The 17,671-nt window shown below is 48.0% G+C and carries 12 protein-coding genes and 2 pseudogenes; 6 read left to right on the top strand and 8 right to left on the bottom strand.

What is annotated here, in order from left to right:
• Positions 1-726: 726 nt before the first annotated feature.
• The 3 genes and pseudogenes from HC757_RS00365 to HC757_RS00355 all read left to right on the top strand — a co-directional run.
• Positions 727-2,691: a hypothetical protein gene (locus HC757_RS00365; RefSeq protein ID WP_169562284.1), complete on the top strand. Its 1,965-nt coding sequence runs from the start codon at positions 727-729 to the stop codon at positions 2,689-2,691.
• Positions 2,688-6,098, top strand: a complete 3,411-nt coding sequence (locus HC757_RS00360; protein WP_169562283.1) for a hypothetical protein — start codon at positions 2,688-2,690, stop codon at positions 6,096-6,098. Before HC757_RS00365 ends, HC757_RS00360 begins: the two co-directional genes overlap by 4 nt.
• 537 nt (positions 6,099-6,635) lie before the next feature.
• A pseudogene (locus HC757_RS00355) lies at positions 6,636-6,899 on the top strand (transposase); the annotation flags it as partial.
• Between the two features lie 68 nt (positions 6,900-6,967).
• Here the strand turns inward: HC757_RS00355 and HC757_RS00350 are convergent.
• The 3 genes and pseudogenes from HC757_RS00350 to HC757_RS00340 form a co-directional block, all read right to left on the bottom strand.
• Positions 6,968-7,411, bottom strand: coding sequence for a GNAT family N-acetyltransferase (locus tag HC757_RS00350; protein ID WP_211164235.1), 444 nt, complete (start codon positions 7,409-7,411; stop codon positions 6,968-6,970).
• 203 nt (positions 7,412-7,614) lie between these two features.
• Positions 7,615-8,445 carry a DUF4238 domain-containing protein gene (locus tag HC757_RS00345; RefSeq protein WP_169562282.1) on the bottom strand — a complete coding sequence of 277 codons (831 nt, stop codon included), beginning with the start codon at positions 8,443-8,445 and terminating at the stop codon, positions 7,615-7,617.
• 511 nt (positions 8,446-8,956) lie between these two features.
• A pseudogene (locus tag HC757_RS00340) lies at positions 8,957-9,106 on the bottom strand (transposase); the annotation flags it as partial.
• A 65-nt stretch (positions 9,107-9,171) separates the two neighbouring features.
• On the opposite strand from HC757_RS00340, the gene HC757_RS19170 reads away from it, so the two are divergent.
• Positions 9,172-9,462: an ISAs1 family transposase gene (locus tag HC757_RS19170; RefSeq protein WP_425313936.1), complete on the top strand. Its 291-nt coding sequence runs from the start codon at positions 9,172-9,174 to the stop codon at positions 9,460-9,462.
• A gap of 47 nt (positions 9,463-9,509) precedes the next feature.
• Here HC757_RS19170 and HC757_RS00330 read toward each other — a convergent pair whose 3' ends face one another.
• The gene (locus tag HC757_RS00330; RefSeq protein WP_169562279.1) at positions 9,510-10,109 is read right to left on the bottom strand and encodes a CPBP family intramembrane glutamic endopeptidase; all 600 of its coding nucleotides are present in this window, start codon (positions 10,107-10,109) and stop codon (positions 9,510-9,512) included.
• 109 nt (positions 10,110-10,218) lie between these two features.
• Positions 10,219-10,566: a hypothetical protein gene (locus HC757_RS00325; RefSeq protein WP_169562278.1), complete on the bottom strand. Its 348-nt coding sequence runs from the start codon at positions 10,564-10,566 to the stop codon at positions 10,219-10,221.
• Between the two features lie 837 nt (positions 10,567-11,403).
• Here HC757_RS00325 and HC757_RS00320 point away from each other — a divergent pair.
• Positions 11,404-12,021, top strand: a complete 618-nt coding sequence (locus tag HC757_RS00320; protein ID WP_169562277.1) for a LysE family translocator — start codon at positions 11,404-11,406, stop codon at positions 12,019-12,021.
• A gap of 47 nt (positions 12,022-12,068) precedes the next feature.
• Here HC757_RS00320 and HC757_RS00315 read toward each other — a convergent pair whose 3' ends face one another.
• A complete protein-coding gene (locus HC757_RS00315) occupies positions 12,069-13,205 on the bottom strand; it encodes a GNAT family N-acetyltransferase (RefSeq protein WP_169562786.1) in 1,137 nt (378 codons plus the stop codon).
• Between the two features lie 122 nt (positions 13,206-13,327).
• On the opposite strand from HC757_RS00315, the gene ggt reads away from it, so the two are divergent.
• On the top strand, positions 13,328-15,088 hold the full coding sequence (gene ggt / locus HC757_RS00310) for a gamma-glutamyltransferase (protein ID WP_169562276.1): 1,761 nt from the start codon (positions 13,328-13,330) through the stop codon (positions 15,086-15,088).
• Between the two features lie 80 nt (positions 15,089-15,168).
• On the opposite strand, the gene HC757_RS00305 is transcribed toward ggt, so the two are convergent.
• On the bottom strand, positions 15,169-15,786 hold the full coding sequence (locus HC757_RS00305; RefSeq protein ID WP_244622986.1) for a LysE family translocator: 618 nt from the start codon (positions 15,784-15,786) through the stop codon (positions 15,169-15,171).
• Positions 15,787-15,933: 147 nt separating this feature from the next.
• Positions 15,934-17,436 carry a dipeptidase gene (locus HC757_RS00300; protein ID WP_244623012.1) on the bottom strand — a complete coding sequence of 501 codons (1,503 nt, stop codon included), beginning with the start codon at positions 17,434-17,436 and terminating at the stop codon, positions 15,934-15,936.
• Between the last annotated feature and the right edge of the window lie 235 nt (positions 17,437-17,671).

Genomic DNA, 17,671 nt, shown 5'->3' with positions numbered 1-17,671 from the left:
ACGGGATTTTTTGCCATCACTTTCTCATACTGCTGTGGACTTTGGTAGTACAAGCCAGGATGCTATCGACGACTGTTATAAAATTGTACAATCCACTCGGGCGGTGCTCAGCTCAAATTTTACTCATAGGGCAACCTGCCCTCGATATCCCACGAAACGGCACAGCAGCAATGGCTTTATGTGTCCTGATGCCACCCAGAGGTTTGGAAGTCTGTCCCGCACCAGAGCCGCCTCTCGACTGACAGCGAGAAAGGTTCGACCAAGTGACAGCTTTAAATGCGAGACGATATTGCCGAGCTAATTTCCCAGCCCTGTATGCCGGCATAGGAACACCTCAATGACTCATTTGGGTGTCCACTAAAACGGGTCAAATTCATTTTCCGTAGCAGCGCCTTGTTAAATGGCGACACCACTCTACTTCGTTATATTTATTGATGTTTTTATATATTTACCACCCATCGTCAGAAAAATACCCGTGTAATATGATGTAATATTTTTTTGATAATTAGTGATATATATTTAACCTTTGTTTTTACCAACGGCTTATTTAGGCTTTATGCATCTTACACAAAAAGTACTGGCTCTTTAACAGCCAAATAGGGTGTTAAAAGATCATAAAACGATAAAGAGATAGTGTAGATAAAGACCATTGCCTTTTAACACCATGTTATAGGCAATGATAAAAGCCTATAACAACCACTAAAACAAATTTAAAAGGTTTGAGATATGTATGAACAAATAGAGAAACTGAAAGCTAACAAAAAGAGAGCAGGTGCAAGTAGGGAAATGGTTTTGCAAGACGTTGTATTGTCAAATCCGAAAAACACATTTCTTGGTGGTTATGAGATGGCAGTCAGCTTGGCAATGTCTGCTGTAAACAAAGAATTGAAGCTTCTAAGTATAATGGAAGACCCAAAGGATCCAACTCAGACAATTATACGCACAGAGTTTACTTACTGGCAGATTGAGGATGATGACGATGGAGTATTGTGCAGTTGCTCAACCTCAGACAAGGCACAATATGAAAAAGCATTTGCCGACTTTACACCTGACGATAACGATGAGGATGGCCCTCAGCGGATCGTAGGCTTCGAAGGCTCGATTAAGTCACCTTACATCGAAGCAAAATCTCAGTCGGATAGAACCGTCAATTTGATTATGGACTTCACCGAAGGGACATATAACAGTAAACGCAGCAGCATGCGTACACCAGTAGAACTGAATGGATTGAAAGTCATTCTGAATGTCGACCTTTCATCAGCCCCAACATTAAGAGCGCTGGAAGAATACAACACACCGGAAGCAGAAGAAGCTGTGGAGAGACAGATTGCCTCAATAAAAAGCGATTTCGAAGAAAGTGGGCAGACTCTAAATGATCAAGATTTTACTGTAGAGTCACTTTTTCTTGATTTAGAAAACGCGGATTTTATTAATTACATTACTGTTTTTACCGCGAATGAAGAGCAAAAGGAATATACACAAAAAATTCAGTTAATGCTGTCTTCTTACCTTAACAACACACTAAAGGGTTCTAAAAGCCCTTATGTTCTTGGTTACGTGGTCACCTTACCAAACTTGAAAGAAAGCGATCCTGCCTTATTTCAGCCTCGGGCGATGACCTATTCAGTGTCTTATGTTTCCCAAGATGGAGAACAAGACCTAAATCGTTCCAGCGTAAACTACATGATGAATACATCACCAGATGCCCTTGCACCGCGCGATACATCCATGCCTTCACTTATCTCAAAACAAGATGCTTTACTTGGGTATTCGGTCTTTGGTATTGATGCAGCACTATTCAATGACGGTATTATCACTCCGGTTATTGATCAGCTCGTCACCGAATTGAACAACGCTTTTACGAAATTAGCAAAAGATCCAAACTTTGGATCGCAGCTAATTTTTGGGGGGCCGTCGATGTCGTCAAATCAAAGTCTGACTGTGAAATCAACAACAGATTGGATTTATCAATCCGTCCCGATATCCACATTGATTAAAGATGGCGTAACCTTACCAGAAAGATTGATTAACGCCTACGATGGCTTCAGTACCTTCAATCCCAAATCAGGCGCGACTACGGGAGACACTATGAATCTCGACATGAAATACTCGCCAAGAATCACAGTTGATTTTTATTCAGAGGAAGATAATCGTGGTTGTGAAATCGTTTTGCATTGCCAAGTTTTTAATAATTACTTGCACGAATACTGGACTACTGCCTTTAAAACGAATAAAAAGAAAGGTGAAGCTGCAAATTACGAATGCGATGGTATGCCAGCAGGCCAGAACCCTGAATGTCAAATTCTAACTATTCGTCTTACCCCAGATGCAAGCGGCGGCTTCCAAATTACGACCAAAGTAGATGGGGAGAATAAGTTCGGGATTATACAAAACGAAGATAGCGTTGTAGAAGGAGGTAATAATATGATTAATTCTCAGGGTTACTACGAATGTCTCAACACTAAGGACATATTGGAAGACGTTAAAAAAGAGATCACGCCTTGGCTTACGTTTCCCCGTGTTATTTTACCTCTCTGTAATGTTTACATTTATGCGGGCATGTCCTTCCAACAGGCTGACGATTCGAGCGACTATAATTCTATCGTCAACCTGCAAGCGGCATACGCTCCTCAAACGGCTGATCTCAACCAGCTTTCTAAGCCCACTTCATTTCAAAAAGAAACATTATGAACACTACAGCTACCAGTTTCACTCATATGGGTGAATTAATAACCAACTATGCAGCCATCAAACCCGTAGATGCAGGACACAAAATGCAGGCACTTATCGATATGAAAGGGCTGCCACTGATTTTTGCCATCGGCAATGATCAAAAACTTCGCGTCATCCATCAACCGATTGACTCACAGGCACCTTGGGAAACAGAACAAATATTCCAAGAAAACGTGAATAATTTTTCCGTTTATCAAAGTGCGGATAAGAAAAAAGTTCGCATCGCGCTAATCTCGGAAGAAGATGGTGTTCAGTCTATGCTCTATACGGATGTTCTAAGCAATGACTTTGCAGAAGTTCTTCAAAACGGCCCCTTGAATTGGATATCTCAATCTCTTCCTGATGATATCGGCAAAATTGATCGGATCATGATTGATCTGGACAATGGGTTAATTACAACTAAGGGCGATGTCACTTTTTATTACGGGTTTGTTCTCGGTAGCGATTTGAAAAAATACGTGCTTCCGGGTAATGGCAGCGAGATTATGGGCGTACAAATTGGCAGCTATATGGATGATCAGGGCATCTTTTTGCTCTATAATTCTAACGGAACTCCCGTCTTAGTATTTACCCCATTTGGCACACAGCCAGGTGCCTCCAATATTCGGTATAACCTAAAGGGCTGGGTAGGTTCCATTGCCCTTCATCGAACAGGTACAGGTACAGACCAAATTTTCTGCGCGGGTGATGCCTTAAATCTGCATAAAAACCACCGCAGCAATTTGGAATTAATTCCGGCCAAAAAAGATACCACCCTTGTCGTCCCTTCTGTTTCCTCCGACGAAAGTGGCGTTACTATCTTTTTGCTTCAACAAACAAATGTTGGCGAAAGCAAATTGTTATATCTGACCAACCGCTATCTCAATGGTGAGACAAACGAATTTTCTGAAGAATGGACATCTGCCATACCGATCTTGGATGACGTCAAACAATATACATCTGTAAAAGGAACACTAGACAATAACCACCTGGTTGTAGCGAACAGTCACGACCAGCTAAGCCATTGGTTCTTTGATCCTGTTTCCACCATGTGGCGCACTCAGGGTATTTGCATCGAAGGTCCTGATGATATATTGGAATTCGATAGCTACACCACAAGCATGTGCCTAGAGGATAACACAAGCGAATCTGCTGGCTATTTGTGTGGTGAAAAGTGCTACATCAGCGCCAGCGGAAATGTTAAAGCAGAGGTCAATGGCGTTAGTCTCCAACTCGGTCCTGATCAGCCAAAATTAACTAAAACCGACTTGACGGGTACAGTCTCCGTGATTATGCCAACGATGGGTTTAGATACACCCTTAATTCAGATTGGCCGAGATATAGGCAATGTTAGCGAAGTTATAGATCCCGCTCATTTAGCCATGCAACGCCTAACTAAAATTAATGGTGCAGAACAATTCAATAAAATCCGTACCCATGACGGTTTACCTCTGTGGAATAATGGCAACCGCCCCTCAGATACCAACCTTGACCAAGCTGCAAAAGTTTTGGGGCAATTGGTGAAAAACCGGCATGAAATGTTCCAAGAACAACGTGCGAAGATATTAGGGGAACATCACAATAATGATTACCTGCAAGATGATACTTGGGGCGCAAAATTTGAAGAGAATGGGGATATCTCATTCCTTGGAAGTCAGGCGGCAAAAGATGAAGTTGACCCTAATAAAACGTCTGGCGGATTTCACCCTTTTAAATGGATTGGACATGCCATCAGTACTGTTTTTCAGGGGATCAAAAGTGTTTTCCAAAAGATACGATCTTTCGTGGTGAAAATTAGAAACAAGGTTGTCAGTTTCATCATCCGAATCGGCAATAAAATTATCACTTATGTGATCAATACCATCGAAGAAATCTTCCCTTTTATGACCTACGTGTTTGACGCTATCAAACTTGTTTTCAGAAAAGTTATCGGCTTTTTAGGTGCTGTTTTAGGCCTTGACGATATTTGGGTAACACATAAGATCATTACTAAAACCACTCGTAATGGTAGCGATGCGCAAATAGATTATTTTGAAAAACAGGCGAGCAGTTGGGAAAACTATATAACCAATAACATCCAAGACCTATTAGAAAAATTCGATGAAGCGGGAAGTGCTAGTGATCCAGGAGGAAGTGGGCAAAGCGCTTTTGAGAAAGTGTTAAACGCATTTGCCAATCCTCTGATCAATTTCTCTTTTTATCATCTTCAACATTCTGGTGCGATGAAGATTTTATCCAAAATTGGTGTCAGTGATTTACCTCTTGTTGGAGACTATTTGGAACAACAAGAAAAGATGATGAAAGAGATGAAAGCCATTATTGACGAAGAAGTACGCGCCGTCACTCATGCTATTTCTCATCCGCTCCAATTCAAAAAGAACATTATCGCGATTATCAAGCCCTTTGCCAAACGCGTCTTAGAAATTACGCAAGGTATCTTAACTGGCATGGCTGACGCCCTTATTGGTGCTTTGCGTCACGCTCAACAGATGCTGAACACCCCTCTAAAGTTGCCATTTTTCAGCGCTTTTTATAAGTTTCTAGGAAGAACCTATGACCCAGACCAAGATTGGAATGAAGATCTTACCTTTTTGGATTTAACCAGCCTTATTATTGCAATTCCAACATCCGTCAGCTATCGAATTTTTACACTGGGCAAGAAAATTAAAAATAAGGTACCAGATGGTTTTGGTGATCGCGAAATGTTTGACACTATTCTGGCGCCTGCTGCCGTTAACGAGTTGAACTTAGCACAGTCAGCAAACACGCCCATAGGTCTCACATCTGTTCCTCAGGCAAATCAAGATGTAGATGAAATACAGAAAGTCATCCATTTTTATGGTGCTTTGGGTGGCGTTCTCGCCGGCTTTGGCGGTGCTCTTAAGAGCATTATTAATGCCTTTATCCCCGAAGACGTGCCATTAAAAGTTAATTTTGTAACAAGTTTGATATTAAGCAGCCTCACCATGCCTATTCAAGGCTATGATAGTGAAGAAAAAAAAGCCAAAGCCGCATATGGGTTACGATGGACAGCATTCATTATCGCTTTAATTAAAAATATTGTTTTTCAAAGCCCATCAGGAGAACAAAAATTAACGAAAAAAACGCGAAGAATAGGTGTTTTGGTTGCTGAGAGCGTCACTACAGTCATCGACCCAACAGCAGACATCCTAGATTGGCCTGGTGGTTTTTCATTCACGAGTCATTGTTGTGCAAGAATTGGTGGTATGACAAATGCTATAAACCAAGTCAAAACACCGCCTAACCCTAATGTCGCCTTGGTGGCTGTGTCTTTCTCTACTGCTGGTGCTATCATTGTATTCTTCAATTCAATATTCAACGTAAATAATTACGAAAAAAATTTACACCACGGTATCATCAACTAATCTCACATGATACATCCTAACTAAACGTTTAAAAGGGAATAAGGCCTTTCAGCCTTATTCCTAGGACGGGATCACACTTTGTAAAACAGCTTAAGTTTGTCCTTTTATTTGATCTAATAGCAACATATTTTTAGATATTTAGCAGTCTTTATGTCGTTATTTTTTCAACTTTGAATTTTTTAATTCAAAAAAATAAACAAAGAAATGCCGCGACTCCTACTTAAAGGCCAAAGAAATACAAGCGTCTAAATACCCATAACAAAACCTAAAAATCATTAAAACGCTTTTTAGCCTAATTGTTAAAAAACTCGTCTCATTTTTTAGTTGCACAATAGAAGCTGACAGCCATTTAGACATAATGATTCCCTGTGCAGGTGTCGGCCTCCGTGTTTTCTCGTGGGTTAGCAAAACCAGAGCCACACTGTTTGTTGCCATTTACAAACATAGATAGGCAAACATTCACAAGAGGCCGACATGTCTAAAGCTAACACACTTTTTATCGGCTTGGACGTGCACAAGGAGACCACAGATGTGGCCTTGGTTGCTCCCATGAACCGTGAAAGTGGTACCTACAAGGGAAAGCGCAGGATCCGAGGTGGTCGCCATAGAATACGCACAGTGATGTTCATGGCAATGATGTCGGCTATCCAGTGTAATCCTGTTTTTAAGCGCCATTACCAACACCTGAAGGCTGCAGGAAAACTCCCCAAAGTGGCACTGATTGCCTGCATGCGAAAGCTCATTGTGATCCTGAATACCATGCTAAAAAATGAGGAGTTGTGGTGTGCAAAAAATGTATAAATATATTGACTGAACACCACAGTCACTTGTTATACGCAAAAATATAACTGTAAAACTAAGAGATACGACTAACTAACATGTTCGAAACGTAGATTGCCGTCATCAACTCCAACTTCCCTAAAACCATTAGAAATCAAAACTTTTTTAGACGCTTCATTTTCCGGCGAAGTATGAGCAACAATACTATTTATTTTTTCAAAAGAAGATGCATGAGAAACGAGTGTATTTACTATTTCTGTAGCATAACCACGACGTTGCCACTCAGGTAATACGGAATAACCGATCTCAACCATTCCATTGCTATCTGGAGGCCCGAAATAACCACCTGAGCCAATTAGAGTTCTTTCTCCTGAAACGGGATCAATATTTATTGCATACCAGCCATACCAACCTTGAGAAGCTTCACCGCCATTTTCGAAACAGGAAAGAAAAAACTCCATTGCATCTCGGTCGTACTCACCAGAAGGCCAATTATTTGAAACAGTTGCATTTAATTTCTCAGCAAGTAACAGTGGTGTTTCAAGTTCTATACGAATATGAACAGCTGAGGATGATATTAATTCGATGCGGTCTGATTTTATAATTTTGATTTACTCCAACATTAGAATTTGTAGCGTATAACGCATCACTCATAGGCTAAAAATTGATGGCTAAAATAAGCGAGGCACGAGCAATAGCCAGCTGTTTTTAGTCCTTTGCAGTGACTTGTTAGTTTTTAATTTTCTGTCGCAGATCTTTGAAACTCTTGTAAGTACTCTTCTCTAGAGCCAATAACTCGCTCTCGAGCTTGCTTATAAATTTTTTGATTGAATTTATAAATATCTAAAGCTCCTTCATCAACACTGGAGGCTACAATGATATTTTTAGTTAATGGAAAAGCAAAAACTTTAAACTCAAATAACTCATTTAAGTCAGAATAAACTACAGGATTATCACATGTTAGAACCAATCCTTGGTCTTGTTCTGCAACGTAAAATGAAAAATCAATTAAGCCTTCATCTAACATCTTAAAAGTTAATAACGGTAATAGGGAATTTTGAATTAGCGTTAAATGAGAGTCTTTTTCCCTATGTGCATATAAATATTTAATAAATCTACGGTCATAACCTAAATTTTTCTTAGTCATCTCACTTGCTGAGTCGTATAACCCTAATAAGTTTGATGCATATTCTTTGGCTAACTCTCTTTGACAAGGCGTTCTCCAGAATTGAAGAGCAATAATAACTTTCAATAATTGATGAAATTCAACGGTATTTTTAGCTTCAAGGTATTCTTTAGGGCTATGTCTAAGCTCGTTCATCAATCGAAATGCGTCAGATAACTCACTCTCTACTTCAGAGTAAAAGTCTTCTATCATCTGTGAACGCTCGTTCTGAAAGCTAACTGTATATAAGTGCTTGTCATACATTATTTGAGCTGGGTGCATAGATGAAATATTATGCCTTGGCTTCCTTAGAACATATACTTTTTCTTTATCATCCATGGAAAACCCTTTCATATAAACTTCAGGGACATAGTGATGTTTTACTTTAGTTTGCCGGTTCAAATACTTTCCTTAAAAACTAACATTTTAATAGTGCGCATGCGCATATGTACATGGGTTCAATGCAAACCAGATTATCACAACTTACTGTTTTGTAAACCATTCAACTTGTTCACTCCACTAAGCCTTCCGGCAAAACGCGCATGCGCGTTTGCACCTCTTTATGAGCAGGACAAGATCTCGTTATTTCAGCACTGTTTTCTGTAACAGTCCCCTGAGTCCACTCGACAGTTTAAACATGGCTGCCGATTGATCCCTTGAGTGACCCGACGACCGGCACGGCCTGTACTGTTGAAAACAAATCAAGCCAGCCATGTTAAAACAATAACATAATGCACTTTGGGTTAGGGCTCAAGCTAAGGAAAGTGATTTAGCCGATAAAGAGTCGACAGAACATGATGCAAAACGGATGAGGATTGATAAAACAGGTCTACTTCACTCAAAAACAGTGATTTTTGGCGTCAGTTACCCAACCCATTTCCATTCATAGGATCCTGAAAGGTATCGCTTTAAACAATGACTCTACCCAGCCCCGGCGATGGTCATAGTTCTTACCCGAGTATCGAACATCCCCACAGAGGAAGGCGCGGCGCACCACCCGACTGCAGCAGTGGTAGAAAGGGGTGTCTTCGATACTGATCTGAGTTCTTCTGGGACGCGGCATGGCAAGGCTCCAACATCGACAATTTATCTCAGTCTAGAGGAGGCCGCTGGATCACACCATTTACTGTGGGTGGCCTGATTCAGCTCTTGGCCCAATTGTCAGCCAAGGAACTTGCGAGAGCGGCGCGTACTCACTGGGGAATTGAAAACAGCCTACACTGGAAGCTCGATGTCGGCATGAGAGAAGACGACTGTCGGATCCGGCGGGAAGGCGCAGCTGAAGTAATGGCAGGCGTCAGACATATAGCCATAAACCAGCTGCAATCAGAAACATCATTTAAGAAAGGAGTACGTGCAAAGCAAATGAAGGCCTGTCGAAATACGGCCTACTTAGAAAAGGTATTGTTTCGCAAGTAATTTTTTCATGCTCTTACCCTGCACCCTTGGTGGCCTGATTCACCCTTTTATGTGCGCTCCTTTAAATAGCCCAACTTGTTTAATAGTGCTGACTTAATTAATCCAGGTTCGATCAAACCAGTCACTATCGTGTGTGCGATTATGCAAAGAGCTAAATTTTTATCGCTCATTATGTAGACAAGGGCCAGACCAGAGCCTAAGAAAAAAGTATAAAACGTAGCATTAACAGCCGCTGATAATGCCTTACCACCCCATACCAGATGAGCCAGCCCGAATGCTAGACCTGAAATAATGATTTGAGTAAAATTACTAAAACCTTCTTCTTCAAGGTAATCCATTAATATTTTTCGAAATAGTAACTCTTCGAAGAAGCCACTAACTAGAGCCCCGATTAAAGCCAAATATTTTAACTTATTTAACTTAAACATGTGTTCGCGAACACTAGAAATGCTTGCGGCACCCCAAACGTATAAGGCGACGACCAAAGCAGCAATACACCATGCAAAAATGCTTACATTAGTTAATGTTGAGAAGCCAAGTGAGATAACGAAATTTTCGGATGTGATAAACCAGTAAAGTAATATCCCTCCTTGGACTAGGATTATTGATGATATTATTTTTAAAGTTTGATTATCGATAGATTGCATAAAAAGTCCTTTTGCACATAACGCCCCAAGCAGGGGCAACTTTAAGCTGGCTAAAATTAGGAGCGAAGCGACGGGGGCCTGCTTAAAATTGTCCCGTTGACTTGGCTTGTTATATGCGAAACTTGCTCAACTTTTCACTGTTGAGTTTGTTTGGAAATTCGTTTTGCAGTGCCTTAAACCAATTAAGACCATCATTACAATTGGAGTATAGTTTTACTTCCCCTAAGGCTTGACTACTAGAGTAGACCGAAACATCTTCGTTGGCTTTCCAACTAATGCCAATAAGAAAATTGCCGTTAGTCATATCCCAATTTACGCTATTTGTACCAACGCTGGGTCGGTCATGAGTTCTAAAATTATATTCTTCTTCCAAGAGTTGAGACAAAGCAGGAATGAATAGCTTTGTAAATTCACCAAGTGAAAGTGTATGCCATCCATTTTTAGTTGAAATATTCACAAAACTATCCTTCGCATATAACATTTTAATAGTGCGCATGCGCATATGTACATTGGTTCAATGCAAACCAGATTATCACAACTTACTGTTTTGTAAACCATTCAACTTGTTCACTCCACTAAGCCTTCCGGCAAAACGCGCATGCGCGTTTGCACCTCTTCATGAGCAGGACAAGATCTCGTTATTTCAGCACTGTTTTCTGTAATAGTCCCCTGAGTCCACTCGACAGTTTAAACATGGCTGCCGATTGATCCCTTGAGCGACCGGCACGGCCAGTACTGTTGATGACTGTTCAAAGAAGATGCCGCCTTGCAGGCAGGCTACCGCCCCTGGATTGCGGCTTCCGGTATGCCAATGAAGGGGTAAGCAAAAGGAAATGGGGTTCAAGATGGGGGTACGGCACGGCTCATCCTGAGTCTGTCCCACCGTCTGTCCCAATGGACAGCGCAGCGGCTTTGCTGTTGCTTGCTGCGACTGTCGGTGACTTTCTGTGACGTTCTATAATGTCGTTTCTTGGCTAAAGCATAAGACATAAGACATAAGACATTTGAAGCGCCTTAGGCAGGCTAGGATTAACTTAAGCAAAAACAGCGACAAAGGCAAGCAGGGATACAGATTAAGACGAGTCAGCCGCGTGCTGTGCCACTGACCAGAGACTCGCTGGCGCGGCCGCCTCGGCACGAACACAGTCTTTTCCGCCGTCCCTGCTCAGCCAAGCCTTGGCTGGCGGCCAGATTTTCACTAGACTATCGTCCAGTCCGCGCCTGCGCGGCTGGCGAACGCCTGCCAGATGCCGAGCCGGCACATCACGGCCACCCTCAATTCACGGATCACTCAATGCCAGATTTTGCTTTACTCGCCGTCTTCGTGCCGACCTTCTTCTTCGTGTCCATCACCCCTGGGATGTGCATGACCCTCGCCATGACCCTGGGGATGAGCATAGGAGTGCGCCGCACCCTGTGGATGATGCTCGGAGAACTGGCCGGGGTCGCCCTGGTGGCTGTGGCTGCCGTCATGGGCGTGGCGGCGCTGATGCTCAACTCCCCGGAGATCTTTCAGTTGCTGAAATGGCTCGGCGGCATTTATCTGGGTTATCTCGGGGTGCAGATGTGGCGCGCCAAGGGCAAGCTGGCGCTAGTGGATAACGCCACTGAGCCGACGGCCAGGTTGGCCCTGATCTCCCAGGGCTTTATCACCGCCATCGCCAATCCCAAGGGCTGGGCCTTCATGTTGTCGCTGTTGCCGCCCTTCATCAGTGCCGAGCGCCCGCTCGGGCCACAGCTGGCGGCGCTGCTTGGCGTCATCATGGTGACGGAATTCACTTCCCTGCTGGCCTACGCCAGCGGCGGCAAGGGCCTGAGACGTTTCCTCAGTCGCGGCGATAACATACGTTGGCTGAACCGGATCGCCGGCAGTCTGATGTTCGGCGTAGGTGTGTGGCTGGCGATAGGTTAACCCCACAGAGCCAATGTTGCCCGCCTTTATAAGACCTTAATCCTCGGTCAATCCGGGGCTTTGTAGGGCAGATACCGGCGCATCTGGAGCATGTAGACTTGCATCTGTCGCCGCTCTTCATCGACGAACTCGGCGATGGCTTTCCTGAACCCATCATGGGCTATCTGATGATTGGAATAGGTCGCCACAGGCTCGAAGCCACGGGCGAGCTTATGTTCCCCCTGGGCACCTGCGTCGAAATGGGCCAACCCATGGGCGATGCAATAGTCTATGCCCTGGTAATAACAGGCCTCGAAATGCAGGCCGTCTATGTCGACCGTGCTGCCCCAATAGCGGCCATAGAGGGTATCTTCGCCGAGAAAATACAGGGCGCCCGCCAGCATGTCACCCGAGCTGTCCTCCACCACCAACAACAGCAACTGCTCCGGCATGGCGAGCGCGAGCGACGCGAAGAAGGCCTGACTCAGATAGCCGCCATGACCCGAACGCTTGAGGTAAGTCAGCCGATAACAGAGGGCGAAGGTATGCCACTGGGCCTGGGTCACCTCTGCGCCGGGGACGAAGCGAAAGGTCAGCGCCTTGGCGGCGACTCTGGCACGTTCCTTCTGCAGGTTCTTGCGTTTGCGTGAACTCAGGCCGGTCAGGAAATCGCCGAAGTCGCCATAGCCGCGGTTATGCCAGTGAAACTGGGTGCCGAGACGGCTGAGTTTGCCCTGGGATGCCAGCGCCTGCTGTGAGGCGGCGGGCAAGAACAGGCAATGCCAGGAAGAATAGCCCTGTTGCTCGAGACAGAGATCCAGTTCGGCGGCGATGAAGTCGATGAGGCGCTGCACCTCGGCCCGTGACAAGCCGGGTTTGATCCCCAGCCGCGGACCTGTGACAGGGGTGAAGGGAATGGCACTGACCAGCTTGGGATAATAGTCCAGGCCATGACGTTCATAGGCCTCGGCCCAAGCCCAGTCGAATACATATTCGCCATAGGAATGCCCCTTGGCATACAAGGGCATCACGGCAAGCAAGTCGGCCCCTTGCCAGACGGTGAGGTGCCTTGGCTGCCAGCCTGTGTTCACACTCACACAGCCGCAATCTTCCAGGGCCAGCAAGAAGGCGTAACGGCTGAAGGGATTGTCTGAGGCCATCAGCCCATCCCAGTCGGCCTGGGCTATCTCATCTATCCGGCTCATAAAGCGAGCATGCAAGGGGGCTATGGTCAAAAACTGGTTCCTAATTCAGTGCAAGGATTGCAATTAAGGATAATTCTCGGCACATTGCATAGCAACAGCCAAAACAACACCAAGGATTGAGCATGCACTCAGCAACCGCCCCCCGGGGCCTTAAACGTCTGGCCAGTGGCATAGGCTTAGCCCTCTATCTGTCGCTGCCACTGCTGGGCAGCACCCAGGCGCTGGCCGCCGAATCCTCGATTTTCAGCCAGATGGCCACCGCCCAGCCCATCTATGCCAAACATGGCATGGTCGCGAGCCAGGAAGCACTCGCCAGCCGTGCCGGAGTGGAGATCCTCAAGCAGGGCGGCAATGCCGTCGATGCCGCTGTGGCCGTGGGTTTCGCCCTGGCAGTCACCCTGCCCCGCGCCGGTAACATAGGCGGTGGTGGTTTCATGTTGGTGCACCTTAACCAAGGCAACAAGGACATAGCCATAGACTATCGCGAGATGGCGCCGGGCAAAGCCCATAAGGATATCTTCCTCGACGAGCAAGGCAATCCGGTCGACAGGCTCAGCCGCGAACACGGCTTGGCAGTGGGCGTGCCCGGTACCGTGATGGGCCTGACCCAGGCGCTGGAGAAATACGGCAGCCTGCCACTCAAGCAAGTGATGGCACCGGCGATCAAGATGGCGACCGACGGTATCTCAGTCACAGCAGATCTCGCCACTTCGCTCTCGGGCCTCAAGCGGCGTATCGCCCAGTGGCCCAGCTCGGCCGCCGTCTTCTACAAGGCCGATGGCAGTGATTACCAGCTCGGTGACATACTCAAGCAGCCGGAACTGGCTCATTCGCTGCGCCTGATCGCCGCCAAGGGCAGCCAGGGTTTCTATCAGGGTGAGACGGCCACCAAACTGGTAGACGCCATCCAACGGGCCGGCGGCATAATGACGCTGAGCGATCTGGCCAACTATAAGGTGGTCGAGCGCCAGCCGGTGCGCGGCGAGTACCGCGGCTATCAAGTGGTGTCCATGCCGCCGCCATCGTCCGGCGGAGTGCATATTGTCGAGATGCTCAACGTGCTGGAACAATTTCCCATCGACAAGCTGGGCCATAACAGCGCCCAGACCCTGCACCTGATGGCCGAAACCATGAAGCATGCCTATGCCGACCGCAGCGAGTATCTGGGCGATCCCGATTTCTTCCATGTACCAGTCAACGCCCTGACCAGCAAGGACTACGCCAAGCAGATCGCCAGTCGGATCGCCATGAACAAGACCACCCCCAGCAGCGAGATCAGGCCGGGCAAGTTGGCCCCCTACGAGAGCGATCAGACCACCCACTACTCTGTGGTCGACAAGTGGGGCAACGCCGTCGCCAACACCTATACCCTCAACTTCAGCTATGGCTCGGGTCTGGTCGCCGAGGGCACTGGCATACTGCTCAACAACGAGATGGATGATTTCTCGGCCAAACCCGGCGTGCCTAACGGCTACGGCCTGGTTGGCGGCGAGGCCAATGCGGTCGAAGGCAATAAGCGCCCGCTCAGCTCCATGAGCCCGACCATGGTGATGCGCGATGGCAAGCCCTTCATAGTCACAGGCAGTCCCGGCGGTTCACGCATCATCAACACCACGCTGCAGATCATCATGAATGTGATAGATCACAAGCTCAACATAGCCGAGGCCAGCTACGCCCCCAGGGTGCATCATCAGTGGTTGCCCGATGAACTCAGGGTGGAGAAGAGCCTCAATCGCGACACCATCTCCCTGCTCGAAGCCAAGGGTCACAAGGTCTCGGTACAGGAAGCCATGGGCAGCACCCAATCCATCATGGTGACAAAGGAAGGCATCTTCGGTGCCTCGGATCCGCGCCGCTCCGGCAGCGAGGCCGTGGGTTACTGAGTAAGGCTCAGAGCCTGAAACCGCAATAAAAAAAGCCCTGAACTCAGGGCTTTTTCGTCTCCGCTATCGGCGCTGTGGCATTAGATCCAGGTCAGGCTCAGGCCCACGGCGAGCAGCATGGAAGCGGCGAAGCCAAAGCGTATGCACCTGGCCCACAGCGGCCGCTCGAACAAGCGGCGCAAGAGCCCGCCGAGCAACAGCCAGAGGCTGTCGACCAGCACAGCGACCAGGAAACAGACTATGCCGGTCGAGAGGTAACTGCCAAGCGCGCCGTCGCCCGGCAGCAAAAACTGGGAAAACAATGCCAGGAAGGCGGCATAGGCCTTGGGGTTGAGTATGTTGAGGATGAAACCATCGACAAACGTTGGCCGAGGAGCAGTGTCAGAGCCTGAAGCCGTCCCATGGGATAAGGCCGGCGCCATGGCTATCTTGTAGGCCACATAAGCTATGTAGAGCCCACCTGTGAGCTGCAAGGCCAGCTTGAGTTCCGGCCAGTTGGCCAGCACGGTCGCCATGCCGGCGGTGGCTCCCACTATCGCGACCGCCAGCCCACAGAGGATGCCGCCGAGGAAACCCAGGCTGGGTTTCACGCCGAAGGCCGCGCTGGTGGCCGCCAGCGCCAGTGGTGCGGGTCCGGGTGAACCGAGCAGCAAGGCAGTTGCGGTGGCCAAGGTGATAACAGCTTCCAATTCTATCAAGATCAAGCTCCTTCTTCATGGCTCGAGTGTCGAGCCGTGGTTGATGTTTTTTGCGCTAGGCACTTTGCTATGTGTTATGTGCTACGGGCCATGTGCTCTATGCCCTGCGCCGGGAGACAGGCTCACGGCGCAGCCCTTCTCCTCCCATCAGGCCCCTTTGCCCGCCAGCTCTATGAAGGCGGCGGTGTACATCTTGAGGTTGAGCATGAACTGCTCATGGGTGATAAATTCATGCTCTGTATGGCCCGTATATTCGACGCCCGGCATGGCCGGACCAAAGCTCAGGGCATTGGGGAATAGCTTGCTGTTGGTCGAGCCACCGATAGCCACCGGCTGGGGATCTTTGATGCCGGTGAAATGGGCGAACACCTCCAGCAATGCCTGCTGCTGCGGCGCGTCTTCCATCACCATGGGCTCGCCCCAATAGGTTTCTACGGCTTCGAGCCTTACCCCTTGCTCCGCTTGCCAGTGTGCCAACGCCTGCAGGGCCTGGCTGTCCAACAACGCGGGCGCCTTGCCTCTGGGGCGACGCAGGTTGAGAGTCACCTCGGTGCCGGCAGGCGTCTGCTTGACCACAGTCGGTGCCAGTGTCAGCGGTCCCATGAAGCTGTCGCTGTAGGCCAGCTCACCGAATTTCTCGGCATATAGCCCCAGCCCCACCAATTGGTGAATGAAGTTCTGGGTCAGCGACGCCTGGGTCTTGGGCCAGATTTGCAGCGCCAGCAACTCTGCCAGATGGGTCACGGCATTGACGCCGTCTTCCGGGGTGGAAGAATGGGCCGCCTTACCGTCGGCGGCGATGCTCAGGCTATCGCCCGTGAGTTCAAAGCCGTAATGCATGCCGGCCTGTTTTGCCGCCAAGGCCTTGAGCCGTGCCACCAGGGCCGCATCGGCTCCCTGGATGGTCGCCCGCGCCTGCTGGGGGATCTGACTGCCGAAGTAGCCGCCGCCGAACTCGGTCAGGCTGGCACCCTGGCGCTGCGTATCCGGTTGCTGGGGCGGCACCCGGAAGTTAATCTTGCTCCAGCCCTTCTCGGCGGTCACCACAGGGTATTCGGCATCTATGGTGATATTGATGTTGGCCGGGGTAAAGCCCGTCAGGAAGTGTTTGAGGGGATCCCAGTCGGACTCTTCCGCCAGATACACCATCAGCTCGATACGCTTGTTCAGCTCCAGGCCCTTATCCTTGATGGCTTTCATCGCATACATGGCGGTGACTATGGCGCCCTTGTCATCCTCGGTGCCGCGGCCGATCAACTTGCCCGGCTCCGAATGGGTATCGAGCAGATAGGGGCTCTGGGCCCAGAGCTTGGGATCGGCCGGCTGCACATCGCCATGGGTGATCACCCCCAGCTTGTCGCTGCTCTGCCCCAGGCCAATCAGGATCACATAACCATGATCCTGATAATCGAGCCCAAGTTGCTCGCTCAAGGCCTGCAAGGCGTCCTTGAACCCCAGGAACTCGGGATTGGTACTGGGTGTCAGTCCATCCTTGGCCTGGGTGTTGAAACTGACCAGCCGTGCCAGGCTGTCGACCATGGCCTTGTCATAGGTCTTGACCGCATAGTCGGCATAGGTGTCGGCGATGGGCGTCAGGGCGTTGGCAAGCGAAGGCAGGGCTAAACCGGCCAGGAGCGCCGCCAGTTGCATGGGTCGGAACAGAGATGATTTCATAGGGCCTCAGAGATGTATTGTTATTCTGCTTATACTGCGTGCTGCTATTGGTACTTGTGGGTACTTGTGAGCCGTCGGTGACATTTCAGGGACGAATTTTGCCATAGATAGGGGCAGGAATGTGCGGGTTAAACCCTTTGTTACAAACAAAAGGCTAAAAGGTTAGCGTAATAAATCCCTTACGTGATAAAAAAGCCGGCTGAAAAGGGTG

It is taken from the genome of Shewanella salipaludis (genome assembly GCF_012911865.1).
In the GTDB taxonomy this organism is placed as follows: Bacteria; Pseudomonadota; Gammaproteobacteria; order Enterobacterales; family Shewanellaceae; genus Shewanella; species Shewanella salipaludis.
Note: the sequence above shows the minus strand (reverse complement) of the source record. Positions and strands in the feature narration are given on the sequence as shown.